Consider the following 26,730-nt stretch of genomic DNA (forward strand, 5'->3'; position numbering starts at 1 on the left):
AGCCAGCCCTAGCGGGCCAATCCCCGCTGCCGTCCAAGCTGCCACGACACCGAACCGCCCTGCATAACGCCCATAACCTCGCGGCCGAGCTGGCGGTCGATGACCGGCCGCCACGGGACAAGGGTGAACTCGTGCGCCTTCTCGACCACGGCGAATTTCCCGCTCGATAGCTGCACGGTGCCGGTGAACTTGCCGCTGACGGTTTCGCCGTCCGTTGCGGCGCGGAAAGGCAGCACCTTGCTCTCCGTCATCTCCGCGCCGACGTGGGCAACCTCCCGATCGCGCAACGTGGTGAGAAGGTTGCGCCGGTAGAAGACGCGACCGTCTTGCCGACGCGCAGCATCGCCGTGCTCGATGTGATGCTCGCGGCGCTGCTCCATCGCCTCCCGCACCTGCTGGCCGAAACCGGCCGGCACAAGGTCGGATGCATCGGGCGATACCAATCGCCGGTCGAGCCAGGTCGCACCGTCCGCGCCGATCTGGTTCTCAAGGTCGAGCACCGAAAGCACGCGAACGCTGGCCTGCCGATTGCGTCCGGCGTCATAGGCGGCGGCGCGGCTCTCGAAATCTTCGGGGATGCGCCATTGGTCCGCGTCGATCCGCTCGACGATGCCGGCCCGGCGCAGCGCCTCCGTCGGCGCACATGGGCATCGACATAGCTTTCGTAGTCGCTGCTTGGAACGCGCCCCTCAAACTTCGCCTGCTCCAGATGGCGGCTCGGTTGATAGATGCCGTCTTTGGCGATGGCGGCAATAGTGCGGTCGGACGGCCGCTGCGTGGTGTCTACCGGACCTATCTCGATGACGCTGCCTAGCCGTGCATCCTCGACCCGGGCCGGGTCGATGCCGGCGACATGGTGCGTCCGGCCGTCGATCCCGTCCAGCACGACGGTCAGGTTCTCGCCCAGCTCGTCAGACAGATACTTGTCCACGACGCGGCCGACGATAGGCGTCTCGGGCGGCCCTTCGTGGATGTAGAAGGTCATGGGATCGCGCTCCAGGCCATCCGCCTTCAGCGCCTTGTGCATGTTGCGGATGATGTCGCCGCGCTCGCCCAGCTCGCGCAAGGTCGGCTCCATGCGCTCGCTCAACTCCCAAACACCGGGCGCGTGCTCGGTCGCCAGCCCCATCTTCTCCAGCTTGGCGAGACGGCGCAGGCGGAGCGTGCGATTGAACTGCCGCTTCGGTTCGGCCGGCTCATGGCGAAGGTCGAGGAACCTGTCGTCGGCCTCCTCGGTCATTGCCCGGTCGATGCGGGTGAAGCGGTCCTGATCGATTTCGGCCGAGAGCTTGCGGCTCTGCTCGATCTCGGTCACGGGGCCGAGTTCGAGCGTGGCGAGATCGCTCGCCCGCTCGCGGATGCCGTTGGCGAGGTAGTCGCCGTTGATGACAAGGTTCTCGCCCAGATCGTCCTTGCCCCGGACGATGACATGCACATGGGGATGGCCGGTATTGTAGTGGTTCACCGCCACCCAATCGAGCTTCGTGCCAAGGTCGGTTTCGATCCGGCTGATGAGGTCGCGGGTGTGTGCCGTGAGGTCGGAGAGGTCCTCGCCGTCCTCCGGCGAGACGATGAACCGGAACTGGTGTCGGTCCTCTTTGCCGCGCTCAAGGAAGGCATTGCCATCGGCGCGGTCCTCGGCCGCCGAATAGAGCTGGCCGCGCTCGCCATCGCGCGACGTGCCGTCACGCTGCGCCTCCGGCCAAACCACAAGAAAATCGGGCATTCGGCGGCCACGGTGCCGGTCGAAATCCAGCAAAGCCCGGGCTTTGCGCCAAATCGCGGCACGCGGGGTCCAAAACCATGGTGCCGCTCGCGGCCCACCTAAACAGTGTGCAGACAACAACAACTTCAGAAACCGGCCCAACGTGGTGCCGGTTTCCTTTATCTTGCCCTCCGCCTTTTCTGACCTTTCTGCCCTTCCGACAGGGAATGCAGCCCGGCGCGACCCTGCCTGACTGCACACCGGACCAGGCGCAATCGGACGGGAGAATGCCATCGTCATGGCATTCTCCCGTCGTCGGCGCGCGCGACGAACATGCTGCCGTCTCGCGGTTCCGCATCGCGACGCTCGCGCACCGGAACGGATGGGCGAGTGTCGCCTGATGTGCCGATAGCCTGCGCCGGATCGGCCATTCGCGCGCCGGTCGGACGCATGACGAACAGCGGTGCGTCCCGCCAATCGGGCGGCGGTTCCGCGCGTTTCGCTGGATTGCTCGATGGTGCCGCACCGGCGAGCAGCGGCGCGAGTGCGGCGACATAGGCGCGGGTCTCGGCCGGAAGCGGCCGGCCCGTCGCGTGATGCTCGTCATAACGACCGGGACCGGCATTGTAGGCAGCGAGCATCGCCGCGACGTTGCCGTAGCGGTCCCACATCTCGCGCAGATAGGCGGTGCCTGCGAGAATGTTGTCGCGCGGATCGTTGGGATTGCGACCGAGACGATATGGGATACGCAAGCCCGCCCAGGTGTCGGGCATGACCTGCATCAGCCCGATCGCGCCCGCCGACGAGATCGCGCGCACCTCGCCCGCACTCTCGGCGCGCAGGACGGCGCGAATCCAGTGCTCGGGAATGCCAAAGCGCTGCGACGCCTCGGTGATGTGGCCACCAAGGGGATCGGCGGCGACCGCGCGCGCGACGGGCGCGGACTGCGCCATTGTCGTTGCCGGTCCCGCGCCGAGCACAAGCCCGCAAGCGAGCAGGATAACGGGATAGCGCCGTGACGGCCTTTCTCCGCCGAACCACCAGCCTGCCAGCGTGCTCGCTGCGGTCAAGGGTACGCGCGAAGCGCCGGCCGATGACCGCCCTTGACCTTCGCTGCGCGCGTCGGCCGACTTTAGGTCGAGCGGGACGAAGGAATGAGGCGGCTTTCCCGCGAACAAAGGAATAGAGGCTTTGAGCCCGATGATGACACGGGACCGCATGGCCTCAGTCCCGCTCTTCGCGCGGCTTCGGGCGCGTCCAGTGCAGCGACCATGATGCGCCGGCATCACCGTCGCGGAAGAGGTTCGCGCGGATCGGTTGCGGCAAGGCGGGATCGTCGAGCAGCACCGAAAGATATTCGCCAGCCTTCTCGCCGGTGCGCTTCCACGCCGCGCCGATCTCCGGGCCGTCATCGGCGCCGTGATGGACGCGGTAGTCCGGCGCGTTCTCCGCGTCGGAATGCCCGGCGGGAACGATGGTGAGTTCACGGTAGAGCGTGAGGGTGTGAACGCGCCCGGTGAAGCCGGAACCTTCGCGCGTGAATTGACCGATTTGCGGCATGACTGTCTCCATGCGGTGGTGTTGGAAAAGCCATCGGCGGACACCGCTTCCGTCGATGGGGAAGCGGTCAGCGGGTCCGTGCGCGCCAGGCGAAGCGGCCGTCGCCGTCCTCGTCGGTCCAGAGCGGCAGGGCGCGGCCGATGACGAAGCTTGCGAGGATGGGTCCGAAGTAGCGGCCGTCGAGGCTGTCGGGGACGTCCCAATTCATGAGGAAGAGCTGGCCGTCGGCGATGGCGCGGCAGCCCTGCCAGACCGGCAGAGCGCGGCCCATCCGGTCACGGTCGAGCGCATCGCCCATCTCAACGCCATCGACGGTGATGGCGCTGCCGGTGCGGCAAACCCGCTGGCCGGGAAGACCGATCACGCGCTTCAGGAGCGGCACGCCGCGCCCGACATAGCCGCGCTCGGTCATGAACCCGGCGAGCGGTTCCGGCGGCCTGATGGCGACCAGCTCAGGCACTTCGATCCGGTCGGCCGGCTCTATCGTGTAGAAGCCGACCGGCGCGCTCGCCGTGGCGTTCCAGACGAGTATTGTCTGCATATCGGCCGCGCTGGTGGCGGCGATGCCGATGACCGCGAGCAGCGTCACCGCGAGGATGCGGCGGCGGCTCATGGGTCGATCCTCCGGCGGCCGATCCATGCCGCATGGCGCTCGGGCGTGTAGGCGCTCGGCTCCAGACCGGCGGAAAGCCGGTTATGGACATGCCGCCAGTGATCAGGCGAAGCGTCTGCCGGATCGAGGCCGAGCGCTTCAACGGCGTCGATCGCGGCAAGCGCGCGCTGAACCTTCGGCCAGCCGCCGAGGCGCAGGAGGATGTCGCCGCCAGGCCGGACGAAGGGCAGCGTCTGGAACGACTCGCCGCGGCGGATGGCGCGCACGATGTCGATGCGCGAGATGATCGTGCCATGCTCGCCGGCCGCCCAGCGGACGAAGGCAAAGATGCTGTCGGGCGCGAAGCCGACGACGCTGCGGCGACGGTCGAGGATCTGTTCGTAGCTCTTGCGCCCGAACCTGATCCAGTGCTCGACCTTGCGTTTCTCGAAGATCAGCTCGACCAGGGTGGTGAACGGCGCTGGCCCCTCTGTCAGCGGACGACCATGCGCGCGGTGGGAAGCCCTGTCGCTCATGACCGGCCTCCATGGCGGTCATCGGCGGCGAGCATGTCGCGCAGCACGTCGGCGATGGAACGAGCGGCACCGGCACCACGCCTCGCGTGCGCATGCGTCAAAGAAGAAGAGTTAGATTCTCTGTTAGACTCTAAGTTAGAAGCCGGATTCCGCGTTTCAGGCCATAGGTTTAGCTGTGGCCCTTGCGCCTGATGTACCGATAGGGCTGCGCCCGATGTGCCGATACCGCGCGCGCCTGATGTGCCGATGGTTTCCACAGGGGTATCCACAGGCACTGTGCACAGCGTTTCGGGGCGAATGCGCAGCAACTCGCGGCCGTGCTCCCGCTCGATCTGGAGGCGGTAACCGGGGAGCGGCTGGCGGGCGGCGATGCGGCGCAGGTCGAGCGCGAAATCGGAGACGCGGGCGAGACTGCCGGATTTCGCATGGAGGTGCGCGACCTCGAACAGCCAGCCATGGCGCTGGTGGCCGGCGTGCTTGCGGGCGACACGATAGAGCCAGCGTTCGATACCGCCGGTCAGCCGGAAATAGGCCGGGTCGATGGTGAGGACGAGCGAGCGGTCGACGACGCTGTTGTAGAACCATTCGGGCAGGACGAATTCCATGCCCTCGACGCGGCCGGCGCGCGTCGTCATCTCCTCCCACTCGTTGATCCACGAGAATTGCCGACGCCGCCAATGCGGGCCGTTGCGGATCGTCGTGGCGATGACAGTGGATTGCAGGCGCGCGAGCGCGGCCTTCAGCAGCACGTATTGGCGGTTGCCGGTCGGCCGCCCGATGGCGCGCAGCAGATGATAGGGCGTGAAGCGGAAGAAGCGCGAGGTGTGCAGGCCGTCGTTCTCGGCCGCGACGATCTGCGAGGCGGCCCATATCAGCACGTCGGCGTCCCAGATGGTCGCCATGCCGTGTTCGGGCATGGCGAGCACCTGCACCTCGACATCGGCGGCCTTGTAGAGAATCGGCTTGGTGCGCGGCGTCTTCGCCAGCGAGAAGAAGGGCCGCTCCATCAAATCACGCTGGTCGCGCGGGGCGGCATCGCCGGTCGCGACCACGAAGGGGTTGAGATGGCTGCGTTCGCTCGCATCGGTCGGCTGCGCGGGTCTATGATCGTCGTCGCGCAGCATTCAGCACTTGCCCCGCTCTTCGGGCGTCAGCGGACGCGCGGGGAAAACCGTGCCGGGCGTCGTCTCGCGGGTGGATTTGCGGGTGCCGATCTCCGACCAGGATTCGAGGTCGTGGACGGTATAGAGGACGCGCCCGCCAATCTTGCGATAGGTCGGGCCGGTTCCGTAGGTCCGGTGTTTCTCAAGGGTGCGGATGGAAATGCCGAGGAAGCGGGCAGCTTCCTGCGTGCGCAAAAGTCGTGGCGGCAGGCCCGCCAAGGGGTTGGCCATGGGATCACCTCTGGAGTTCGTCGTTAATGCGCGCCGCAGACAAAGCGGCGGGCTACGGCGAACCATGGCGAGGGATCGGCGGCGGGTAGCGTGCCGCATTTGCGCTCACGCGCTGGCGGCACCCCTCCGGCTGTTGTGGCTGGGATTGTCGTACGGTCGCTCGGCGGACCTAGCCAGCGACGTTCGGCCCTGTGATCGGCCTGCTATTTTGGCGCGCCGACCTTCTTCAGTAATTCGCCGGGCTCGATCTCAAGGGCATCGGCAATCTGGCCAAGGACGGTGACACTGGCGGATACGTCGCCACGCTCGATCGCACCGACATAGCGCATACTCAGGCCCGCCCGATCAGCGAGTTCTTCTTGCGTCAGCTTTTTATCATGACGTGCCCGACGCAGATTCCTCGCCATGACCTCCTTGAGATCCATGACCAGAGGGGAACCAGCATAGGAACGATCATTCTAGGAATGATCGTTCCTATTCGTATCAGACCATGCTATTCATCAGGTTGTCCTGAACTTGCTTCATTATGTCCGCGTTCTCGATGCAAAAGGCGGAATTCATGCGTGAACGGCCTCAGCTTGATCCCGATGTTGAAGATGAGGCTCCCGACGGGTTAGACATTACGCCCTATGACGAACAGCACTTCGTCACTTACCTACGCCTGCTAGACGCCAGCCGGGACGGCGCCGACTGGCAAGAGGTCGCGCGCATCGTTCTGCATCGCGATCCCGCCGCGGAAGAAGCGCGCACTCGCCGTTGTTGGGAAAGCCATCTGGCGCGCGCGCAATGGCTCTCGGGCTCGGGCTATCGGCGCATTCTGGAACAGGCCGTCGCGATGGCTGCACGCGGCGGCAAGCAGGCGTAGGTTTACTTGCCCAACGCTTTGATCGGATAATGCAGCAACAGCCGATAGCCACCGAGCATCATCTTGATGCCATGGGCGACAAGGCGACGGGCCTTGTTCTTGCGCGGGTCGACCTCAAAATCCTCTTTGGTGCCACGGAAGCCGAGCAGGACTTCAGCGATCGTGCGGTAGCTCTCGCTGCGAAGGCGGGCGTCGAGTGCGCGCAGAGATAGGATGTGCCATTGCCGAAGCTGCTCCGGCAGCGCGCGAAAATCAGGACCGGGCGGTCGGCCTTTGAGGGAGCGCCAAAGCCTCCGGGCGGCGTGAGCGCGCAGATCGTAGAGGTCGTCCATCGGCAGGACTGTTCCATAGAAAGTCGCGGCGTCAGGAACGGCGTGTGGCAACCAGAATTGATGCGCTACGCCCTCGACCAGCCAGATGCCATGCCAGCCATCTGCGGCCTGGCGCAGATCGAGGCCGTCGAGATGCGCCAGCGTTATGATCGGCTCCGTTTCGCTGTCGTGATGCTGCACGGGAGAGAGCCATATGGCTTGCGGCTGAAGGCTTGGGCTCCAGAACAGGGATTGCCGATCCGATGGGGTTTCAGGATCGGTCGGAAAATCGCAGCCCCCAGCGTTGCATGAAGGCTTCCAACCGCTCCGGGTCTGGCTCGTGCGACGCGGTTATGGTTTGAAACTCGCGACGATACTCGTCATCGCGGCGAAGATATTCCCAGGCGAAACCGGCGGCGGGGATGCTCTTGGCAAATCTGTACGCCGCCGGAGAACGCCAGTCGATGCTCAGCATGGCGCTACCTCTCTACACCGGACACACGCAAAGCAACGCCCGGATAGAGACCTTCAAGCATCGATTGGAATAACTGTAGCTGCGCTATCGAGATAACTAGATCGGTTAACGCGATCAATCGTTTGGTTATTTTCTTCTTAACAGTGCTTACGTGTTTCTGCGAGCCGGGCGCAGCCCGGCGAGCGCGGCCATGATCTCGGGCATGGCCGCACCGCCGATCCGCAACGTCGGATCGGCGCGATTTTTCCGCTCCTGTGATCGCGGGAAGAGGCAGGGCCGCCGGGACGGCGGCCCTGTCGCGTTCGGGGTCAAAGCCCCTTCAAGCGCTGTATACCCTCCGCCAGCGTCCAGAGCGCGCGATTGAGGCCCACATTCTGGTCGATGCCGTTGATGGCGCGGGTCTGGGTGCGACGAATGCGGCCGTCTGACGTCTGGCGGCGTCCCCGCAATCCGCCCCGGATGAGATTTTCCTGAATGACGTTGAACGTGCTCCAGACGCTTTGCCCCGCATCCTCGTGCCGGCGGGGCATGATGATCTGGTCCGGCTGAACCGGGCTTTCCTCTTCGCCATAACGGGCGACAAGACTGGCCTCGGCCAAAACCCGCTGCTCGTCTCGCGAAAGCCGCGTCTCCTTCATCGTCTCGGTGGCGTCGATGAGGCGCGGGAAGTCCTCGGCGACGGTATAGACGCCCTCGATGATCTGATCCTGAATGCCGCCTTTGTGGGGAACGCGGATTTCCTCGAAGCGCTCGCCCGCAATCATGCTGTTGGTGCAGACGAAACGCAGCATCCCCGCGAACATCTGATAGGCGCTCGTCCCGTCATGGCTGTTGACGATGATGACTTCGGCGGCCTCCGGCTTGCCGATCCCGCCATCCCGGCGCAGGCGCAGCATATGCTTGGCGTGGCCGTGGCGGCTGCCGTCGCGCGGAACCGACTGCACGGCGAAGAACGGGAACCATCCCTCCCGGCGCAAGCCCTCCACGATGTCGATGGTGGGGACATAGACGTAACGCTCGGACCGGCTGTCATGGGCCTCGCGGGCGAAGATGGAAGGGACGTGGCGAAACAGAGCCTCATTGTCGAGCGGTTCGCGTCCGCTGATCTGATGGGCATTGCGGCCGAACCGCGTGGCGAGCTGGTGATACATGGTCTTTCCTTCCGTGGGTCTGGGTTGGAGCGCAGCGCTGCGCTGCAACCCTGGCCGTCGCCGAGACCGGGGTAGAAAGGTGCAAGGGCGGCCGGGGCGGAGGGGGATCACCCGGCCTGCACGGAACGGAGGAACGACGTGGAGGAAGGCCGGGGAGACCGGCCCGGCCGAGCGTCAGCGATCCCTTGCGCCGCGCGGGGGCAGCGCCCCTAGCCAGACTGCCGGCTGAAGCGGAGGCGGAAGCCGGGATGACGATTCGATCGGGATACCGATCTCCCTGTTCCTTGAAGGCGGCGGGCATGAGCATAGAGAAGCCCCGCTCTTGGCGGGGCTCCTGAAGGGCTGGTCTTAGTCGCCGATGCGGCGGGACCAGATGAGGTTGTGGCCACTGCCATCCTCGGCTTCGACCAGGCTGGCGTAGATCGGGGCCGGGAAGCTCGGATCGTCCAGCTTGACCGAGAGGTATTCGCGCTGGGTCTCGCGGGCGACTTTCTTCCAGGCCGCGCCGAACTCGGTCGCGCCGGCGAAGATGCGAAAGTCCGGGCCGCGCTCGCTTTCGCCCTCCGAGGGGACGAACTTGGCCTTGACGTTGAGGGTCAGGGTCTTGACCGCGCCGGTGAAGCCCGCGCCGTTTTCGTTCTTGGTGAAGGTGCCGATGGTCGCCATTGTCGTATTCCTTTTCCTGTCGGGCCGCACCATTGCGACCTCAATGGGGGTCGTGAGACCGGGGACGATCGGCCCTGCACCCGAAGGGCTGGAACAAAGTGGAAGGCGGCCGGCGACGGCTTTTTTGCTTCGCGATGCAAGCCGAAGGCGGCGGAAAAAAGTTGGCGACGGACGTTGCGGGAGACGAGTGAGGCGAAGCCGGTCCTCGGTCAGACCCATGCCAATCGAGATCGCGGATGGGGCGCCGTTTCAGGAAATCGAGGGAATACGACAATGGCGACCTTCCCTGCGCCTCAACGCTCGAGAACGAAAACAGGCGGGTTTCGCTGGCCTATGCACAATCGCCCTGATCCTCGCCGTCGCGGCCGGCCCACTGGCTCCTCGGCGAGAAGCGAGGGACGCTTGGTCCCGCTTCGCTCCATCGCTGCACAGACCGGCAGGTGCTGCCAGCAGTGTGCTCGCACGATGCTCAGCCAGTTCCCGGGCTGCTGGATGATCCGAGTTTCCCGGCTTTGGTCCGTCGCCTGATAGCCGACCGGGGCCAAACGGTCTCACCTCATTTGGTCCTGCCGCAAACGGCGACTGAGGCCAGCCTTTCGGGAACCTCGTCCACAACGGGGCGGCCCGCGAAATGACCGTCGCCGCCTTCGCGTTAGCGATTGAAGCCGGATGGTGGAAATGCGCCGTAGGCGTGGTTCCGGCGCAGCCGAAAGCGCGGCCCGAAGAGCAACGCTATTGCCTCTATCCTAACGAACCTCGATCCGATTCCAGGCTTTCCCATCCACCTTCAAGCTGGACTAGGGCGAAGCGGCTCCCCTCTGAACCATCTTTGGGCAGAAGGGTCATCAAACCTACTGTGAAGACAAGAGTCGGTCGGTCTTTTTGACGAAGCTGCTGCTTGTGGGTTCCCATATGGCAAATGAACCCATGTTTATCCATGTCTTGGCACAACTCTATGAAGCTACGCGCATATTCAAGCCGCTGTGACATGGGGCAGTCGTCCCACACGTCGTTCAAATCCGTGATCCAGTCCGTCATGGCGGCGGCCGTCTCCAACGCCACATCGTCCGTCACGGCGGAGGTATCGATACGGAAAGCGTGTTGCTGACCGAACGCTGAGAGGAAGTCGCTTGCCTTGCAGATAGGGTGGGTCGTCACCAGCACCATTTTACGGAGCGCCCGTTCCATCTCCGCTTTCTGTCGAGCCTCTTGTTCGGGCGTGGGCTTCTCGAAGTAACGAACGTCGATCTGCATGGCGCGAGTAATACTGCGTAGCGTCTGTTCATCCGGCCGGTGACGACCGCTTTCGATTTTTTCAATGGTTCGTGTGGTCAAGCCCGCTGCGTCGGCGAGGTTTTCCTGTGTGAGCTTGTGCAGCTTGCGAATGAACTTAACTTGTTCGGCAATATAAGCGGGATCACGTTCCATGGTTTCCATTGTTGCTCTCCATCGTTGAGATGCAACCATTTTGCGTATTGAGCACCTGATTGTCCCCGAACGCGACCCGAACGGAATCCGAACCAAGGTCACGTTTGTTGCGGCATCGGCGAGATGCCCAACCGCATCACTGCCGACACACCAACGAAACCGCCGCCAATGAGGCAGAAAATCTGCCGCCAGATTTCGGACGGTACGGAAACCTTCGTCACGCCATGAACGAGCGCGTATCCGGCGACAGCGGCTGGCGCGGCGAAGGCAAGCGCCGCAATGAGGCGCAGGATCGGCGGACGCCGCGCGTGAAATAGGAACGCCAGAATGCTGAAGGCCGCACCGGCTGCGATAAGGCCGACAAGGCCCGCGCCGATCAGGCCGGAGCCTGTCTGATAGGCGAATTGCGCTGCGGTCAGTCCAAGCATGAACGGGAGAGCATAGACGGCGAGCGTATAGGCCAGGACGCAAAGCATCGCGATCAGCGCGACGCTCATAATCATGACAGCGGCCATTGTTCTTCTCCTCTCTGGAGGTGCTCGCCCTGTCGATGTCGAACAGGGCCTCTCGTCGTGACGGTCGAGGTCATCCGGCCGCGCAACAGCGCGGCCGTTTTTTTTCCAGCGAGAGGCCGGGACCGCTCGCACGGTCCCGGCCTGTCTTCCTCACTCCGCTGCAATGGCGAAATGCGCGTCGTTCCGCGCTTCCGGCACGATCTCGGTGTTGATGGCGAAAGCATCGGACTGCTGTTCCGCAAGCCATGCGGGCCGTTCGGTGCGTAGCACGGGCGGAAGCCAGCCGATCCCAGCTAGAAGCTGTTCGGCGGCTTCGGCCATCTCCACCTTCTTCTTGTCCGCAATCCGCTCTGCCGCCTCGTCGCCAAGGGCTTCGCGCACGGCGGCGAGTATATGCGCCTTGGTGACGCGGCCGAGATAGGTCCGCACGGTGGGCGTCCAGTGCGCCGTCATGTCAAGCGTCACCGCCGTCGCCAGCTTGTCCGCCGTCTCATGGGCGCAGCGCTTGCTGGTTTCCCAAGGCAGCTTCACCACATTGACGGTGAGCGAGGCGCAATGTGCGAGCAAGGCCATGAGGCTCGCATAGTCCAGACCGGCGACGAATCTCCACAGGTCCGCAACATCGCGCGGCATGTCCGCCGCCCATCCGGCATGACGATCCGCCAGCATCTTCGCCGCCGCCGTGTCCTCGATACCGTCCGCGTGGGCCGCGAGGTAGTTGCTGGTCGGATGGATTTCGAGGCAATGGGCCTCCCCGCCGCCGCGATAGAAGGTCTGCGCGGCCAGAGCGTGAACCACGGCGACAAGCGCCATGTCCGGCTGCTCGCCGAGGGCAAGGCGCAGCGCAAGGGTGCGATGCGCGGTCAGGTCGCGGATGAGAGAATCGGGCAGCGGCTTGCGGTCATCCCCGGCTTCTTCTTCGGGCTCCGGCTCGCTCGCGGAAACCTCGCCGCCATCGCCGTCCTGCTCGTCGCCGTCGAGAATTTCGCCATCGCCGTTGACGCGCACCCCTTCAATGACGGTTTCGCCATCCTCGGCGGCTTCCGGTTCCGGTTCCGGTGCCTCGTCCTCGGCCCGGATAAAGCCGCGCTCGATACGGATTTCGCCGTCATGGGCCACGACGACGAACACGCCGCCGCGCGCGATCTCGTCGGGATCGTAGGCATGACGCAGGGCGTCGATCCGCTCGATCTCGGCCTCAAGCTCCGCGAACCGCGCATCCACTTCGGGCGGGAGGTCAATGTCAGCGTCCTCCCATTCCGCCGTCAGGCGCTCAAACTCGTCCTGCGCGGCGTCGTAGGCATTGGCGTCCGCCTCCGAAAGCTCCACCGAATGCGGATAGACGCGCCGCATCCCATGGGCATGGGGGAAGTCGAGATAGACGGCGGTCCATTTCCAGCCTTCGGCCTCCCGCACCTCGGCGGCGATCCGTTCCAGCTTCTCGATGGCAAGCCGGTCCAGCAGCGCGGAGTCTTCAAAGAAGCCGCCGCGATCCTCGGTGAACAGGTCACGGATGATGTTGCCGCCTGCCTCGGTATAGACCTGCGCGCCGACGAAGACGGCGCGCCGTTCCGTTGCTGCCACGTTCATCTTGGTCAGGTCGCGCCGGATGATCGACGGATCGCGGTTATAGGACAGGTTTTCATAGACGTGTTCCTGCCGTGCGTGATCGTCGGTGATGGCGAAGGCCATCAACTGGTCCAAGGTCAGTTCGCCGTCGCGATAGACCTGCAAGAGCTTTGGGCTGACAGCGCCGAGCCGCATCCGCTGCTTCACGACATGCGCGGTCACGCCGAACCGGGCGGCGATTTCCTCCGCACCCCATCCACGATCCTCCGAAAGCTCGCGGAAGCGCTCGAACTCGTCGGCAGGGTGCAGGTTCTCGCGCGTGACATTCTCGTCAAGACTGATCTCGGCGGCATCGTTCGCCATGTCGATGACGCAGCGGATCGGCTCGGTCTTTTTGATCTCCTTGCGCTTCACGCGCAGCATCTGCGCCAGCCTGCGGCCTTCACCGATGCTGACCAGATAGAAGCCGGTCGGTTCGCCGGATGCATCAAGCTCCGGCTCCACCACCAGATTTTGCAGGATGCCCTTGGCGGCAATGCTCGCGGCCTTCGCCTCGATAGACGCCTCGCTGTGCGGGGTCTTGCGGGCATTCTTCGGGTGCTTCTTGAGCTTGTTGAGCGGGATGAAGACGGTCGCGCCATTTTCGACGATCGGGGGGTTGTTTGCAGTCGTGGCCATGGTCTTTCTCCTATTGGCTTGGGTTGGAGCGCAGCGCTGCGCTGCAACCCTGCCCGTCGGCGAGACCGGGGTAGCAGAGGGCAAGAGCGGTCGGGCGGAGGGGGATCACCCGGCCTGCACAAGCGGGTTTCCTTCAACGTGAAGTGCTGAAAGCTTTATCCGCGCGGAAGGTCGGGGATACCGCCCGCCCGCTCTTGCCCGCCGCGAGGGCGGAGCCCTTAGCCCTGAAAGGCGGTGCGAGCCCTTGGGATCAGTGAGAAAAGTCGCAACACCGTCAAGATCTGGAGCCTTGCCGATCTTCTACTTCAATTGAGCAAATTGCAGCGGTTGTATATTGTGGCTGTGGGCGATCGCTCGGGGGGGCATCAGTATGTCGGGCAGTTTTGATTTTTCACTCGATGAGGACTGGTCGACAAACATCGGCCGGCTGAAGGTGCATCTCGAGACAGTTGATGCCGAGTGCGTCAAAATCCTCTTCGATAACCTCGCCATCCTGGAAGCTGGCGACAACAACGCGCGGCGGGATTTCAATCAGAAGGTCCTTGAAGCCTTGGAGGCCGCCGCGCAGGCGGAGATAGACTCTCAGGGGGGCGAGTGATGCCCCGTTACTACCTGACCAAGCTCGGCGTTGAAGGGTTTCGAGGCATCAAGAACGAGGGAGATCCGCTCACCCTTCGCTTCAAGCCAGACGCGGTCAATTCCATCTATGCCCAGAACGGCATCGGCAAGACCTCGCTGTTCGAGGCCATCAGCTACGCCATCTTCGACAAGTTGCCCAAGCTCGACGGGCTCCAGCGGAGCGAGCGGCCGGAGACATACTATGTGAATCGCTTCCATACGGGCGGGGTCGGCTCCATCTCCTTGGAGTTTACACCGGACGACGGCACAGCGGCGGTCGAAATCGTCGTCCAGCGCACGGCCGCAGGTCAGCGCACCGTGACGAGCCCGACAGGACATGCCGATCCCGAAGCTTTCCTCGCCGCGTTGGCCGAAGATTTCACGGTCGTGGATTACGCCAAATTCACGCGCTTTATCGACGATTCGCCCCTCGATCGGGGGCGCACCTTCTCCTCCTTGATCGGACTGGCCCGCTTCGCGCACCTCCGCCAACGGTTCGATCAGGCGAGCAACACACGGGCTTTCAACACCGATTTCCAGATGGCCGCGTTGAAGGCGAAGCTTGAAGCCGCCGAAAAGCTCGTGCGGGATCATCGGGCTGCGGCGTTGTCGGCTTATGAGGCCGTGACGGGAACGGCAATCCAGGACCTGTCGGCAGAAGTGCAGCGGGTCGCGGAAATCACGGCCGCACTGGCTGCCATTCCAACGCTCGCGCCAGTCTTCGCCGGAAAAGACATCCTGACGGTGGACATGGATGCCGCCCGCGCCGCCATCGTCGCGGCGGAGGGCGGTCCCGCGAAGGCCGAGTATCAGAAGGTGTTGCGCAATATCGAGGCGCTTTCCCAGAGCGCGCCCACGCCGGAAGCGGCGGCCGACATCGGGACGCTGCTCGACCTGGCACGCCGTCATGACGCGGCGGTCGCGCTCGCCGGCAGCAAGAGCCGGCAGGACCTTTTCGAGGCCGCCAAGGGCGTGGTCGAGGAAGCGGACTATAGCGATCCTCACCAATGCCCCGTCTGCGACACGCATATCGAAGAGCCCATTGCCACGCGGATGGAACGGCTGCTTGAGCGCTATCGTGAGGCGGACCAACTCGGCGAAGAAGTCAAGCAGGCCGTGACCGCCAGCGTCTGGCTGGATTGGCTCAACAAGCTGGAAAGTTGCGCCGCCCTGACCGTCGCGGACGACAAGAAGCACCGGGCGAGCATCCGACAGTTGGCGAACGAAAACCGCCTGACTGAGGGTCGTCTGCGGGAAGCGGTCGATAACGCGCAGCCGCTCGAAGAGGAGCGAAAGACCGCACTTGAGACCGCGCAGAAGCGGGAACAGGAGCTTCAGGCCGAATTGCCGCCGTCGCTTGTCGCACTGACCCAGCAACTCGAAGCCGGAAGCCGCTTCCGTGAAGCCATCCTTGGACATCGAACAGCGGCAAAGGAAGCAAGCGCCTGGCGGTCGCACAAGAAATGGCGAGAGCGGTGGCAAACCTTCATCGGCGCCGCCGCCAAGACCGTGGGTGAGGCGGAGAGTCGGCTGGCGACCCAGCGCATCAACGCGATTGAGGCGAGCTATCAAGACCTGTTTCGGGGTCTGGTGCGGGGCGGCGTGGATATGCGGCCCAAACTGGAGCGGTCGGCGGACAGCGAAGACGTGGATCTGAAGCTGGAGAACTTCTACGGCGAGGCCGGCATCTCGGCACGGGCCGTCCTGTCCGAGAGCTACCGGAACGCCATAGCCGGCTCGATCTTCTTCGCGGCGGCGGTCAAGCAGAGCGGTCCCGCCCGATTCATGGTGCTCGACGACATAACCTCCAGCTTCGATGGCGGCCACCAGTTCGCCTTGATGGAGGCATTGCGCACCAAGTTGCAGGCTTCAGCGGCAGCCGACGGCCTGCAATTCATCGTGCTCAGCCACGACACGCTTTTGGAGAAGTATTTCGACAAGACAGCGAGCGAACAGGTGGGCTGGCACCACCAGCGCCTGCAAGGTGCCGCCCCGACGGGGAACGTGTACGCCAGCCAGCTCGATGCGAACCGGCTCAAGAATCTGGCGACGACGCATCTTCAGGCCGGGCAGGTGGACATCGGCCAGCCGTTCGTGCGGCAGTATCTGGAGTTCAAGTTGTCGCAGATCATCTCCAAGCTGAAGATTCCGGTGCCGCCCGACTATGCCATCCGCAGCGACAACAAGACTGTCGGGAATGCTCTCGACGCCATCTCATCGGCCATCGACCTTTTCGACAGCGCCGGCAGAATCGTACTGAGCGCGCAACAGAAGACGGATTTCCGCAACCAGCATGTCCCTGCGATTATCGCGAACTACGTCAGTCACTATGAGACAGGCGGCGGCACACCGATCAACGCCCATGTGCTGCTCGGCGTGCTGCAATCCGTGGACGACCTCGCCGAATGCTTTCGGTACGATGATACGTCCAAGACGCCGCCCGAGCGGAAATGGTATCGGAATCTGGGACAATGGTAGCCGGCGTGCCGGTTTCCTCAGACTATTGCGCGGCGGGCCCGAGCGGTAGATGTAGATGCGCGTTTAGTGAAGAACGGCCAATATCTCCGCGGATGCCTAACTGTCGAGCGGCGATGGCTGCAGAGGATCAGCACTATAGCAGGGCGTTGAGGCACATGCCCGCAGGGGGAGCGGTCGAGACGAAAGGCGTGACCGCAGGGGAAGGCGCTTTCTGAAAGGCGTTAAGCTTCCAGCATTTCGCTACGCAACATCGTGATGACATCGCTATATGTATCAGTAGTTAACCAGCATGGCGCCGCCCTTTCGACGTGGCTCCAGATTTCGAGATCGGCTTCGGTGCGGATACCGTGACGCACATTTTCCAGGAAATAGCGCTCATGACCGCCATCCTGGTCTATCCACGCATCGGCAACGGCATCTACTGTAGGCAGCCGAGCGTCTGGAACCGTCGCGGTTGCCAGGATGATGTCGATATCCAGCACTTCGCCGGCCGCACCGCTCGGCCATCCGATATCCAGATGCCCGTCAGGTTTCACGATCGAAAGACCTTTTGCGCCTACTTCCCGGAAATGATTACTCCAGTGAGCGGCCAATAACTTTCTAGCTTTATCGCTCCCGAGTAGTGCACCCACACATCCCCAACCGCTCCCGATCGCGCCGGGCGCAGATGTGGGCGCCTCGGCCTTCCATAGCGCACCAGCCTCGACCACCAAGTCATCGATCGTTTCGATCTCAAGCTGACAGGGCACCAGAATCGCCACGCCGGAAGGGTCGTCCGATCGAAGGGTCATCGTAAAGGTATTCCCGCGCGAACGTGATCTACGGCCATAATATATCGGCGCTTTCACCGGCATACGCCTGCCGATGTCCAGCCGCGTGTTTCGCCAGTTTACCCGCCCGTCTGTCTCAGAGTCCCAGAGAAGTGAGCCTATGATCAGAATTCCACATTTCATCACAAAATGCCGTTTCTCTGTTTGTACCCCAAGATGTCGTTTGCTGGTTAGAGTATCCCCTCATGCTGAGCCTTGCCGAGGATTTCCATAAGGACAGCACTCTGCTTTTCCGTAGGGATCTTTGTGGGCATCTGCTCCGCAATCTTGAGTATACCCATCTCCTTCGGCGTCAAAAGCCGACGGCTTGTGCCTTCCTTCAGAATGAGGGACCAATGTGCCGTCGGCACTTCGAAAACCTGCTTCTGCACCTCGATCCCGTTGTCGATTTTCTGAGTCTGCCGTGCGGTCTTCGCTTCGTGCCGGTTATCCTCGACGGACGCGAGTGCGGCCCAGAACTCCTCGGGCAGAAGCTCGGCGATGTCGTCGGCCTGTTCGAACAACCGTGTCCAGCAACCCTCCCTCTTGCACCATTCGGAGATGTTCGAGATGCCCTGTGGCGGGCGGATGATATCCTCGTTCACGGCCGTCGCAATGGTAGCCAGCGCCTGTGAAAGCACTTCGTCCACCCCTTGAGCGGCCCATATTCTTTGATAATCCGGCGTTGTTTTCCGACGCTTCGTAATCTCTCCGAGCATGGAAAGCGTGTAGGCTACGATGTTCGCGCGGTAGCCGCCATTGTACCAGGACTGCGCGGAAACGAGCCTCTCGGTCGCGCGAAACAGAATGCCCCGCGCAATCGCCCGACGGAAATACAATTCGTTGAAGGCGTCCGACGACTTTTCCCATTCCTTACCGATCCTGAGGGCATAACGGGCGAAGTTCTTCTGGCTGCCAAGGTTCACCCATCGGGGGTGATCGTCGAAGACGTTCTCGAACTTGGCGAGATCGGTCTTTGTGAGCATCTGCGTCTTGGGATATTCCGCCCGGCAGCGCTTCTGTTCGCTGGCCGTCAGCTTCGACTGCGCATCCACATACTGACCGCGTGCCCGCTCGTAGAACCATTTGGTCTCGCGCTGCGCGCCCTGCTGAGCGGGAGCCCAGATGCGGCGCGAGAATTCGGCCATTCGGACGTGGAAGGGGTGATTGGAGAAGAAGTCGGCCGCGTTCACCCGGTTCTGAGTGTTGGCATATTCCGAAATGCGGGGAACGACCATCTCGCTCTGCTCGCTGTCGATCACTGACAGCTTCATCTGGACGAAGATGCCCGACAGGTCGGCCTTGTCGCGGCGCTGGGTGTGGAAGAGTGAGGCTGTTGTCTGGCCGCCGTTCACGATCTGAAGATCAGTCATGCGGACGATCTGGAGCCCGGTATCGGTCATCCGCGTCTCGACCTCCTGCGCCGTCGCGGTGATGCCGTTGTTATAGGCGAAGAACATCTGCGGTTCATTGAGAATGGTTGCGCGGATGCCCTTGTTCACTTGCGCGCGGGCCTGGAGGAACGTCCGCACATTCTGCTCCAGCAGGCGGGCGCTGTATCTGTCGTAGAGCGCGGCGAGGATATTGGCCGGCATAACGATCAGGTAGGATTGATAAGAGTCCGAGCCGAGATTGGCGGGCAGGCAGTTGATGCCGTTCCCGAACAGCTCCACAAAATCGATATTGAGCGGCTCCTTGTGGCCGCGCGAGCTGCGCTGGCGCTGGAACCGCGCCATGTCCCAGATGTGGTAGGTGGCACGGATACCGCCCACCTCGCCATCCGGAAACGCCTGGAAGCGGTCGCTGAGCAGCCGCTCGGAGGTCAGGTAGAAATTGACTTGGCGAAGCATTGCGCGGCGGTCGGCGATCTGCCGGACGAGACCGTATTCCGGTGTGGTCACGTCGGGCTCCAGTGTGCGCTGAAGGCTTGCCTCGAAAAAGTTGACGACCCTCTTGAAGGCCGCATCCACGTCGGTTCGGGTCAGGGTTTCCAGTTCACGGCGGCAGTCGAAGTCAGCCACGAAGATGTCGAGTGCGCCCTCGTCATTGAACCAATAGCCATCGACGCGCATGCCGCGCGGAGCGCGGTAGTGGCAGTGCTCGAATCCCTCGATGAAGCCGGTTTCGATCAGCTCGGTGGAGACCGCCTCCATGAAGGCTTCAAGCTGATAGGTACTATTGGCCTCGGCGTCGGCCAGCGTCTCCTGACGGAAGTCGTGAAAGAACTCCTCGACCGTCTGTTCCATCAGTTCCCCCCGAAGGCTTCCTCGTTGTCGCATTCGTAGGGCGCAATGGCTTCCAGCCGGATATCATATGCGACTCTGTCGATGCCGGTCGGCAGTTGCGACCGCATGAGCCGAGGAAAACCGTCGCCGACGCGATAGCTGTGCACATCGCTGACGACGAAGCGCGGTCCGTCATAGTCGGGTAATGGCGCATATCCGTGCGCGACCAGCTTTCGATCGAATGCCTCGACGGCTTCCGCTTCCGCGAGCTGCGTCTGCACGGCGCCGACGATCTCGTTGAGCGATCGTGCGCCCGTAGCGTCAGGCAGATTGCTCAGCCTGTAGATGCGCAGAAACAGTTCATCATTGAGCGATTCGAGCTGATCCTCTGAAGAAATGCGGACTGTGCTGCGCTCGGTGCCGGAGAGCGATTTGATCTCCACCGCCGTGTTGCCGAAGATGAAATCCTGATGCGACTTTTCCGGGCCGAGCCAGGCCTCGACGACTGCGGTGGTGGAAGCCTGCCGCTCGATCAGTTCCAGAAGAAAGGTGAGTTCGGCGAAGAGGCCGCGGACCTCCTCGGCCGACAGGTGTTGGCTGCGACCGGACAGAAAGGTTTTCCAGCGCCGGATATGGGCCAGCGCGACGGCGAGCGAACTGGCGGAGTCGGTGGCGCGCTCCAGCGCGGATGCGAGCGTGAGGCAGAGCCCCTCGAAAAGATCGCGATCGACCTGTTTCTCAAGGGTGAGGACAAGGCGCTGCCGTCCCGATTCGCCTCCGCGAAGATCGACTTCAATGCCATGCACCGTGACCGCATTCTTCCGGAACTGGTCGGTGTGGTCGCCCTGAAGCTCCACAATGAACAGACAGGCGCCAGTCGTGTCCCGTCCCCAGAAGCAAGGCACGGCGGTTTCGCCAGGCACTTGGCGGACGTTGAAGTCCGCGCCGGGAACCGCGATGTCATCCCAAGGCGAGGACTCAGACATCGTAGTCTTCCTCCTCGTCCGGGTCATCGCCGTAGCCCTGCATCTGCTGGAGCCAGACTTTATTCACGACCACGTTGATGGTGGTCGAATAGTCTCCGTAGGGAAAGCTCACGCCAAAAGCGGCGATCGGCCCCGTCACAGACTCGTCCCTGGGTTCGAGGCTGTGGATCATGAGGAGCGGTCTGTTCCGGACCATCCGATAATGCGTGTCGGACACCGCTCCGGTTCCATCCTCATCGCCGGCTAGCGCCTCCGCTTCCTCCCGCTGTGCATCGTCGAGCCCGAGCTTCTCGTCGCCGCGGGAGGCGACGCGATCCTTGTTCAAGCGCCACGCGGTTCCGTTCGGCTGATCCTTGCCGACGACGCGCACCTGGTTTCTCAGGGTAAAGGGTTTCTCGCCGGGTACGCCCGAGGGAGAGATTAGCAGCACGTCGGTCAGCGGACGCTTTTCCGCGATCCGTTCGAGGTAGTTCAACACGTCCGATTTTATGCCAGTGAAGGTCGAGTGACACTCGAACCGGGTCAGGAAATCCTCGACCACCGCAATCGGAACGTCGCGGAAGATGACGCCCTTTTCGGTGGCCTCCTCCGGATGCCCTCCGAAGCCGCCGCGCCAGTGCTCGGCGATAAGCTCGAAGTTCCGAGCGTTCACCTCCGGATCGGTCGAGACGACGTAGCTCTCCCGCAACCGCCCGCTGAAGCTCTGTTCGACCGTGACCTCCTGGCCGGACCGCATCTTATTGGTAGCGGTGATCAGCAGGCTGTCCGGGTGCGAACGGACATACAGACCGAAATCCTTCGGGCTAAGTCCGTCGCGCCTCATCCGCTTGACTTGCTGGGTGAGTTCCTCCGCGGCCTCAGCGATATGCGAGTACCAATTGATGGAGTCGCGCGAGAGGTGGACGCGGCAGAGGTCCTCGAAGCCCGGACGGTAGCCGAACCAACGGCCCATCTGCATGAGCGTGTCGTACATCTTGGTGTTGCGATACATGTAGCTGACGGTCAGACCTTCGATGGTCAGGCCGCGTGACAAGCTGAGCCCGCCGACGGCAATCGCGGTCAGACCGACGCCCTCCTTCTCGTACCGGGTGTAGTCGAGAACCTCGTCGCTCTTACTGTTGATGACGTAGAGATGGAGCTGATCGAACGCGCTATTGAGCGTCGCCTTTACCTCGGACCAAGTGAAGCCCGCATCAGCATATTCGGCGTCGAACGCCTGTTTCAGACCCTGCATGTACACATTCGCCGAGGAAACAGATTCCGGCATCAGATAGTTGGTCCGGACCGCCTCCCTGATCTTCTTCTCGCGCAGGCTGAGGAAATCGCGCACGGCCTGCTGCACCGGCACGAACCGCGACACGTTGATCATCATCGAGCAGTGCTTGCCGGTCTGCCCGCGCAGGTTGCGGATGGCACGCGCGACGATGAACTCGTCGAGGGCGTGGTAGAGGCTGGGCGGCAGCTCCGGGACGGGGTCGTCACGTTTATGCCTGTAAGGGAGGAAGTCCTCGCAGTCGTCGATCGGCTTCACGATCGACTGGCTGGTCTCGTCGTCGAGGAAGACCTTCTCCGCACCGAAATAGGTCGTCGGCGCGTCGAGGCAGTAGATGAAGTCGCGCGGGAACAGCTCCTCGCGCACGTCATCGTCATAGGCATCGGGATTGATGAAGATGTTGGCGAACGGAGTCGCCGTGTAGCCAACGTAGCAGGATTTCGCGAACAGCCCGAGGATGCGCCGGATCATGGCGTTCGTGCGGGTCGGGTCGAGATCCTCCTTGTTGGTGTTGATCGAGGCATTGTCGGCCTCGTCGTCAATCAGTAGCATCGGCACGTCGGAAATCCGGCCGTCGCCTTCGGCGTCAAGCGCCTTCAGCCACTTGTGGAGGGCCGTCAGCGTCGTGACATTCTTCTTGATGATGAGGATGATCGGCTTTGAGAAATCGTTGATTTTCCAGCCGCTCTTTGCCGCGGTGTTCTTGTTGAAATCCTCGTTGATGTTGGTGAGCGTTGCAGGATGAGGATAGCCGAGGTCGAGGCCGACGCCGATGGAGCGACGGTCCTCGGGGTCGCTGGACCGCCCGATGAAGGCTTCATCGATGCGCTCCTGGGTCTGCTTGCGCAGGTTGTTGTGAATACCGGCAATGACGATGATAAACTTGTAGCCGGCATCGGCGGCGCGGGCGATCAGGCCGGTGTAGTTGGCCGTCTTGCCGGACTGGACATGTCCGATGACCAGCCCGCGGCGGTTCCAGCTCGTGCCCTCGCTGTGGGGGTCCTGGAGATGCCCCAGGATGCGGCTGGTAACGTCGCTCAGGGACTGCACCATCCGGGGCGGCCAACCGTCCTTCAACAGGAAATTCTCGTAGGCGCCGCCATAGGTCCAGGTGATATCCTCGCGTTTGCGGACCCACTGATCATCATGCTTCGCGGTGACGTCGACGAGCGAGACACCCGCGCCCATGCGCGTATCGACCGAGATCATCGCTTCGGTGATGATGTTGCGGAGATCGCCGGTGTAGCCGAAAATGGCGGCGATCTGCTTCGCCTTTTCCTCCACCTGTTCGCGCGTCGGTGTCTCGGTCAGATTGGCAAGACCCGAGATAAGCGCGTTGGCAATATTCCGTTCTTCCGTAATTGTGGTGGCGCTCACGCAAAAGCCTCGCTGATGAATTTTTCGGCCGCCTCAATCTGGCCATCGAAGAGGTGCGTCGAGCGCACAATATTTAGAAAAGCGTTCGGGTCGCCCGGGCCGTCTCCGTAGAGGACCTGCTTGAGGCTCCTCAGCCGGTCCAGCGTCCGGTTCTCGTCCACAATTGTCTGGCTCACTTCGCGCGGATGGGTCGAGTAATCCGAGTAGATCATTTCAACTGGCAGGGCAGCGGCGATTGAATCGAGCAGCACGCGAAGCGACACCATATCCTCAGGCGAAAGCCTCTCGCTCAGCGATGTGATGAGCGGATGCTGTTCATTGATCGAGAAGCGGATGCCGCCGTGATCGGCATAGCGTTCCCAGAGCGGAGCCTGGTTCTCCTGAAACAGCTTCTGCCCCCTACCACGATGCACGGTCACACTGCGGGCGGTGATCTTAGTGATGATCTGGCGAAGGCGCTCCCGCACGACCTGCGGGGGGCGAGCGCGCGATTTTTTGATGTCGATGGTCCAGGCCTCGTCGAGGCTGTTGGGGAAATCGATCTGGACCCGAGCGAGCTTCGTCGCTTCGCCTTTGGGCACGAGTCGGAACCAGTCACCCCACGCCATCAATCGTCCGTTCCGATAGATGTAAGCGCCCTGATTGGAGATGAAGTCGCTGCGGTCCTGATAATAGTCGTACTCCGATGCGGACAGCCTGCTGTGGTGAGGCAGGATGTAAGGCTGCATCGAAACCGCCACGTCATCGACCCAGACGGTTTCCTCGGGGAGGATCTGTGTCGCCGTATTCCTCCTGCAGAAGGGATCGAAGGGTGTGATCGGATGGCCGTTAATGCGAATCGCCAGTTTCCGTCGGCCTTTCACTTCACCTGCGAGGAAGCGGTGGAACACCAGCGATAGGTGTCGTTCGACGATGGCCAGCTTCTCGTTGACAATTTCATCCCGCTTCTGCCCGGTCTCATCTTCGAACAGTCGGTCGAGGTCACGCCAGATGACCAGCGTGCCGGTATCGCCCAGCATTTCGAAGAACGGCTGCGCCGCGATATCAGCCGGCTCGAGAACGGCGATGAACCAGTCATCGTCCTCCTCGACCTGGGCGAGATCCCATTCTGCGCCGGCACGATGGCCGCTCACGGCGCTCACGACGGTGAGCCGACGGCATTGGGAGAAGGACGCAGTCTTAAGCCCAAGACCGAAGCGTCCCAAGTCCTTCGGCCCACGTTTCTTGCGGGGGTCCGCCGCACCGTGGCGCATGGCGGCTATCACCTCGGCTTCCGTCATGCCCCGTCCATTGTCGATAATGACGAGGACCGGAGCGCTTCGGCTCATGTCGCAAAAGATTTGGATGTCGGTTGCGTCTGCGGAGATGCTGTTGTCGATCAGGTCGGCAATCGCAGTTTCGAGCGAGTAGCCGAGATCGCGGAGAGATGCCGTCAGGCTGGAGGCGCTCGGCGGAAGATGGTGGGCGCGCGCCATCAATCGTCCTTCCGCAGATCGCTCGCCAAACGACGAGCAACACCTTCCGCATCCGCCTTAAGCTCGCACTCCCAAACGGTCAGGACGGTCCAACCGGCAGCTTCGAGCTCTGCTTGATTGCGAGCGTCGCGGCTGACATTGCCATCGAACTTCGCCTGCCAGAATTCCCGGCGCGTCGAGGGCGTGGTTGCATTCCGGCAGCCAGGATGCCGATGCCAGAAGCAGCCGTGAACGAAGATCGCAGTCCGATATCTGGGGAGAATGATGTCAGGGCGGCCGGGAAGCTGCTTCGCGTGGAGCCGGAAGCGGAATCCCGCGCGGTGCAGCAGCGAACGCAGCACCAGTTCAGGGCCGGTGTCCCGGCCTCTGATCCTTGACATGTTCCAGCTTCTGCGTTCGCTCGTCAGCGTGTCTGCCATCATCGTCCGCTCCGGACGGAATCCAGCACTTGGGCGATAACTTCCGCAATCTGTTTCGCCAACTGCGGCGGCACCGCATTGCCGACCTGGTGATATTGTGCCGTTCGTGGTCCTGCGAAATGATAATTGTCCGGAAAAGTCTGAAGGCGCGCAGCTTCGCGCACAGTCAGGCTTCGGCACTGGGCCGGATCGTAGTGAATGAAGTAATGGCCATCCTTCGAAATGTGTGACGTAATCGTCGTCGACACTTGCTCGGCAAGCTGCACCCGGAATCGGTCCGAGAACATTTTTCCAGTTCGCCCTTCCTCAACATTTTGATGGTCGGGAAGAAGATTGGCAGGAAAATCCGCAAGTTTCGGACTGCGCCCGGTTTCCTGCGCAAAGGTCGCAGCATATAGATAGCGGCGAAGATCGGACGCCATGTGACTGCGAGCCTCATGTGCGGTCAGAACCGGCAACCGTTCATCATACAGGCTGCGCAGAACGCCGTGGTTCGGCCGCCGGAACCTGTAGCGCGTCGAAGAAGTGGCGCGCGGCGACTGCATCTCGATGAGATTTTCAAACTTGAGGCTGCGTGCAACGGGACCGGCATATGTGGCGCCGTTCAGCTCACGACGAATGTTCATGCTCGAAATCTGGCGGATCTCTCGTAGCCACGCCGTCGGACTGTCCTCTTCCCGCGACAACCCGCTTCGGATCGGAGGCAGAGAGCCAATTGTGTCCCGTAGCGTTGGCGCGAGCATCTTCTTGAGCAATGCCGGTCGAGCTTTCAGGTCACCGCGGATGCCGACAATGAACATTCGATGTCGCGCCTGCGGAATGCCATGATCCTCTGCTCGAACCAGAAACAGGCGCGGATCGACCTCTCCCTCGGCCGCCTCTTCCTGCGTAAGCGAGTAGAGCTTGTAGGTAAGGTCGGCCGGCGCGTCAGAAATTGCGGTGGCCGGCTTTGCGAGATCCTGCACTATGCGGGAAATGGCCGACTTCCCCTCGATGGTCGCCGAAAGAAGTCCCTTCACGTTCTCCATGACGAAAACAGGAGGGCGATGATCCGCGATGATTCTCAGATATTCGAGATAGAGGGTATGCCGCTCGTCTTTTTCGAACCCCGGCTGTCCCATCATCCGGGAACGGCCGACCAAAGAGTATGCCTGGCAGGGTGGGCCGCCGACGAGTGCCCATAGCTCGTTGGCCTGGAGGCGATCCTGGATGACGCTGCGCACCTCTGCATGAGTTTCGCGGCCGAGCGAGATTCGCAGTGCGCTGCGCATGGCATGGGCATGCGCAGCAGGGTGCCGAGCGAATAGTTCAGCCTCCGTAATACGGCCAGCTAGAAAATCGTAATAGTCTTCCGGGACCTCCCCGTCAGGAAAGTGGCGAAAGAAATGACGAAGCAGGAGTGTTTGATGTGAGAATGCGTCCCGTTCAATCGACACGACACTGCGGAACCGACGACGCAGCTTATCGTCGAGCGCCGACGCAAAACCTTCCCCAAGTCCGCCGGGGCCGGCGAAGACGTCTATGACAGGGTATCCAGTTACCGCCTCGCCTGCGACATCGGCGTCATGCGGCGCCACTTCCGAAGCCGATCCCGTCTGTGTTTGAATCTCCCCCTGTTCCAGCAT

General features: G+C 62.4%; 25 protein-coding genes and 1 pseudogene. 3 read left to right on the forward strand and 23 right to left on the reverse strand.

Annotated features, from left to right (window positions below; all coding sequences use genetic code 11):
- Positions 1 to 8 precede the first annotated feature (8 nt).
- The 9 genes and pseudogenes from C7450_RS34865 to C7450_RS01925 all read right to left on the reverse strand — a co-directional run bounded on the left by C7450_RS34865 (position 9) and on the right by C7450_RS01925 (position 6,212).
- Positions 9 to 626 (reverse strand): DUF3363 domain-containing protein, encoded by a 618-nt coding sequence (locus C7450_RS34865; protein WP_281421450.1) that lies wholly within the window; start codon positions 624 to 626, stop codon positions 9 to 11.
- A gap of 68 nt (positions 627 to 694) precedes the next feature.
- A pseudogene (locus C7450_RS34995) lies at positions 695 to 2,005 on the reverse strand (relaxase/mobilization nuclease domain-containing protein); the annotation flags it as partial.
- A complete protein-coding gene (locus tag C7450_RS01895; RefSeq protein ID WP_110372677.1) occupies positions 2,002 to 2,925 on the reverse strand; it encodes a lytic transglycosylase domain-containing protein in 924 nt (307 codons plus the stop codon). The gene C7450_RS01895 and the pseudogene C7450_RS34995, both read right to left, overlap by 4 nt.
- A 4-nt stretch (positions 2,926 to 2,929) precedes the next feature.
- Positions 2,930 to 3,265, reverse strand: a complete 336-nt coding sequence (locus C7450_RS01900) for a DUF736 domain-containing protein (protein WP_110372678.1) — start codon at positions 3,263 to 3,265, stop codon at positions 2,930 to 2,932.
- Positions 3,266 to 3,332: 67 nt separating this feature from the next.
- Positions 3,333 to 3,878 carry a S26 family signal peptidase gene (locus C7450_RS01905; protein ID WP_110372679.1) on the reverse strand — a complete coding sequence of 182 codons (546 nt, stop codon included), beginning with the start codon at positions 3,876 to 3,878 and terminating at the stop codon, positions 3,333 to 3,335.
- Positions 3,875 to 4,393: a DUF2840 domain-containing protein gene (locus tag C7450_RS01910; protein WP_110372680.1), complete on the reverse strand. Its 519-nt coding sequence runs from the start codon at positions 4,391 to 4,393 to the stop codon at positions 3,875 to 3,877. Before C7450_RS01910 ends, C7450_RS01905 begins: the two co-directional genes overlap by 4 nt.
- Positions 4,390 to 5,517: a replication initiator protein A gene (locus C7450_RS01915; RefSeq protein WP_110372681.1), complete on the reverse strand. Its 1,128-nt coding sequence runs from the start codon at positions 5,515 to 5,517 to the stop codon at positions 4,390 to 4,392. Before C7450_RS01915 ends, C7450_RS01910 begins: the two co-directional genes overlap by 4 nt.
- Positions 5,518 to 5,787, reverse strand: a complete 270-nt coding sequence (locus C7450_RS01920; protein ID WP_110372682.1) for a helix-turn-helix transcriptional regulator — start codon at positions 5,785 to 5,787, stop codon at positions 5,518 to 5,520.
- 203 nt (positions 5,788 to 5,990) lie between these two features.
- Positions 5,991 to 6,212, reverse strand: coding sequence for a helix-turn-helix domain-containing protein (locus C7450_RS01925; protein ID WP_092715099.1), 222 nt, complete (start codon positions 6,210 to 6,212; stop codon positions 5,991 to 5,993).
- A 134-nt stretch (positions 6,213 to 6,346) separates the two neighbouring features.
- Here C7450_RS01925 and C7450_RS01930 point away from each other — a divergent pair, with 134 nt between their 5' ends.
- Positions 6,347 to 6,652 (forward strand): DNA -binding domain-containing protein, encoded by a 306-nt coding sequence (locus C7450_RS01930; RefSeq protein ID WP_110373212.1) that lies wholly within the window; start codon positions 6,347 to 6,349, stop codon positions 6,650 to 6,652.
- 2 nt (positions 6,653 to 6,654) lie between these two features.
- Here the strand turns inward: C7450_RS01930 and C7450_RS01935 are convergent, their stop codons facing one another.
- The 7 genes from C7450_RS01935 to C7450_RS01965 form a co-directional block, all read right to left on the reverse strand.
- Positions 6,655 to 7,164: a DUF2285 domain-containing protein gene (locus C7450_RS01935; RefSeq protein WP_210206340.1), complete on the reverse strand. Its 510-nt coding sequence runs from the start codon at positions 7,162 to 7,164 to the stop codon at positions 6,655 to 6,657.
- A gap of 70 nt (positions 7,165 to 7,234) precedes the next feature.
- A complete protein-coding gene (locus C7450_RS01940) occupies positions 7,235 to 7,438 on the reverse strand; it encodes a transcriptional regulator domain-containing protein (protein WP_105383659.1) in 204 nt (67 codons plus the stop codon).
- Positions 7,439 to 7,746: 308 nt separating this feature from the next.
- On the reverse strand, positions 7,747 to 8,589 hold the full coding sequence (locus tag C7450_RS01945; RefSeq protein WP_110372684.1) for a DUF932 domain-containing protein: 843 nt from the start codon (positions 8,587 to 8,589) through the stop codon (positions 7,747 to 7,749).
- A gap of 348 nt (positions 8,590 to 8,937) precedes the next feature.
- Positions 8,938 to 9,255 carry a DUF736 domain-containing protein gene (locus tag C7450_RS01950; RefSeq protein WP_110372685.1) on the reverse strand — a complete coding sequence of 106 codons (318 nt, stop codon included), beginning with the start codon at positions 9,253 to 9,255 and terminating at the stop codon, positions 8,938 to 8,940.
- 741 nt (positions 9,256 to 9,996) lie between these two features.
- The gene (locus C7450_RS01955; protein ID WP_110372686.1) at positions 9,997 to 10,692 is read right to left on the reverse strand and encodes a helix-turn-helix domain-containing protein; all 696 of its coding nucleotides are present in this window, start codon (positions 10,690 to 10,692) and stop codon (positions 9,997 to 9,999) included.
- Positions 10,693 to 10,781: 89 nt separating this feature from the next.
- A complete protein-coding gene (locus C7450_RS01960) occupies positions 10,782 to 11,198 on the reverse strand; it encodes a hypothetical protein (protein ID WP_110372687.1) in 417 nt (138 codons plus the stop codon).
- Positions 11,199 to 11,348: 150 nt separating this feature from the next.
- The gene (locus C7450_RS01965) at positions 11,349 to 13,445 is read right to left on the reverse strand and encodes a ParB/RepB/Spo0J family partition protein (RefSeq protein ID WP_110372688.1); all 2,097 of its coding nucleotides are present in this window, start codon (positions 13,443 to 13,445) and stop codon (positions 11,349 to 11,351) included.
- 370 nt (positions 13,446 to 13,815) lie between these two features.
- Here C7450_RS01965 and C7450_RS01970 point away from each other — a divergent pair, with 370 nt between their 5' ends.
- Complete coding sequence (locus tag C7450_RS01970; protein WP_110372689.1) at positions 13,816 to 14,043, forward strand: hypothetical protein; 228 nt, start codon at positions 13,816 to 13,818, stop codon at positions 14,041 to 14,043.
- A complete protein-coding gene (locus C7450_RS01975) occupies positions 14,043 to 16,541 on the forward strand; it encodes an ATP-binding protein (protein WP_110372690.1) in 2,499 nt (832 codons plus the stop codon). The genes C7450_RS01970 and C7450_RS01975 overlap by 1 nt, the downstream gene beginning before the upstream one ends.
- A 221-nt stretch (positions 16,542 to 16,762) precedes the next feature.
- Here C7450_RS01975 and C7450_RS01980 read toward each other — a convergent pair whose 3' ends face one another.
- The 7 genes from C7450_RS01980 to C7450_RS02010 form a co-directional block, all read right to left on the reverse strand.
- Entirely contained in the window at positions 16,763 to 17,332 is a 570-nt protein-coding gene (locus tag C7450_RS01980) for a hypothetical protein (RefSeq protein ID WP_110372691.1), read from the reverse strand.
- A gap of 209 nt (positions 17,333 to 17,541) precedes the next feature.
- Positions 17,542 to 19,596 carry an AIPR family protein gene (locus tag C7450_RS01985; RefSeq protein ID WP_110372692.1) on the reverse strand — a complete coding sequence of 685 codons (2,055 nt, stop codon included), beginning with the start codon at positions 19,594 to 19,596 and terminating at the stop codon, positions 17,542 to 17,544.
- Positions 19,596 to 20,561, reverse strand: a complete 966-nt coding sequence (locus C7450_RS01990) for a PD-(D/E)XK motif protein (RefSeq protein WP_110372693.1) — start codon at positions 20,559 to 20,561, stop codon at positions 19,596 to 19,598. Before C7450_RS01990 ends, C7450_RS01985 begins: the two co-directional genes overlap by 1 nt.
- Entirely contained in the window at positions 20,554 to 23,211 is a 2,658-nt protein-coding gene (locus C7450_RS01995; protein ID WP_110372694.1) for a Z1 domain-containing protein, read from the reverse strand. The genes C7450_RS01990 and C7450_RS01995 overlap by 8 nt, the downstream gene beginning before the upstream one ends.
- Positions 23,208 to 24,686: an ATP-binding protein gene (locus C7450_RS02000; protein ID WP_110372695.1), complete on the reverse strand. Its 1,479-nt coding sequence runs from the start codon at positions 24,684 to 24,686 to the stop codon at positions 23,208 to 23,210. The genes C7450_RS01995 and C7450_RS02000 overlap by 4 nt, the downstream gene beginning before the upstream one ends.
- The gene (locus C7450_RS02005) at positions 24,686 to 25,105 is read right to left on the reverse strand and encodes a very short patch repair endonuclease (RefSeq protein WP_170147049.1); all 420 of its coding nucleotides are present in this window, start codon (positions 25,103 to 25,105) and stop codon (positions 24,686 to 24,688) included. Before C7450_RS02005 ends, C7450_RS02000 begins: the two co-directional genes overlap by 1 nt.
- On the reverse strand, positions 25,105 to 26,730 hold the full coding sequence (locus C7450_RS02010; protein WP_110372697.1) for a DNA cytosine methyltransferase: 1,626 nt from the start codon (positions 26,728 to 26,730) through the stop codon (positions 25,105 to 25,107). The genes C7450_RS02005 and C7450_RS02010 overlap by 1 nt, the downstream gene beginning before the upstream one ends.

The sequence above is a fragment of the Chelatococcus asaccharovorans genome, assembly GCF_003201475.1.
GTDB lineage: Bacteria > Pseudomonadota > Alphaproteobacteria > Rhizobiales > Beijerinckiaceae > Chelatococcus > Chelatococcus asaccharovorans.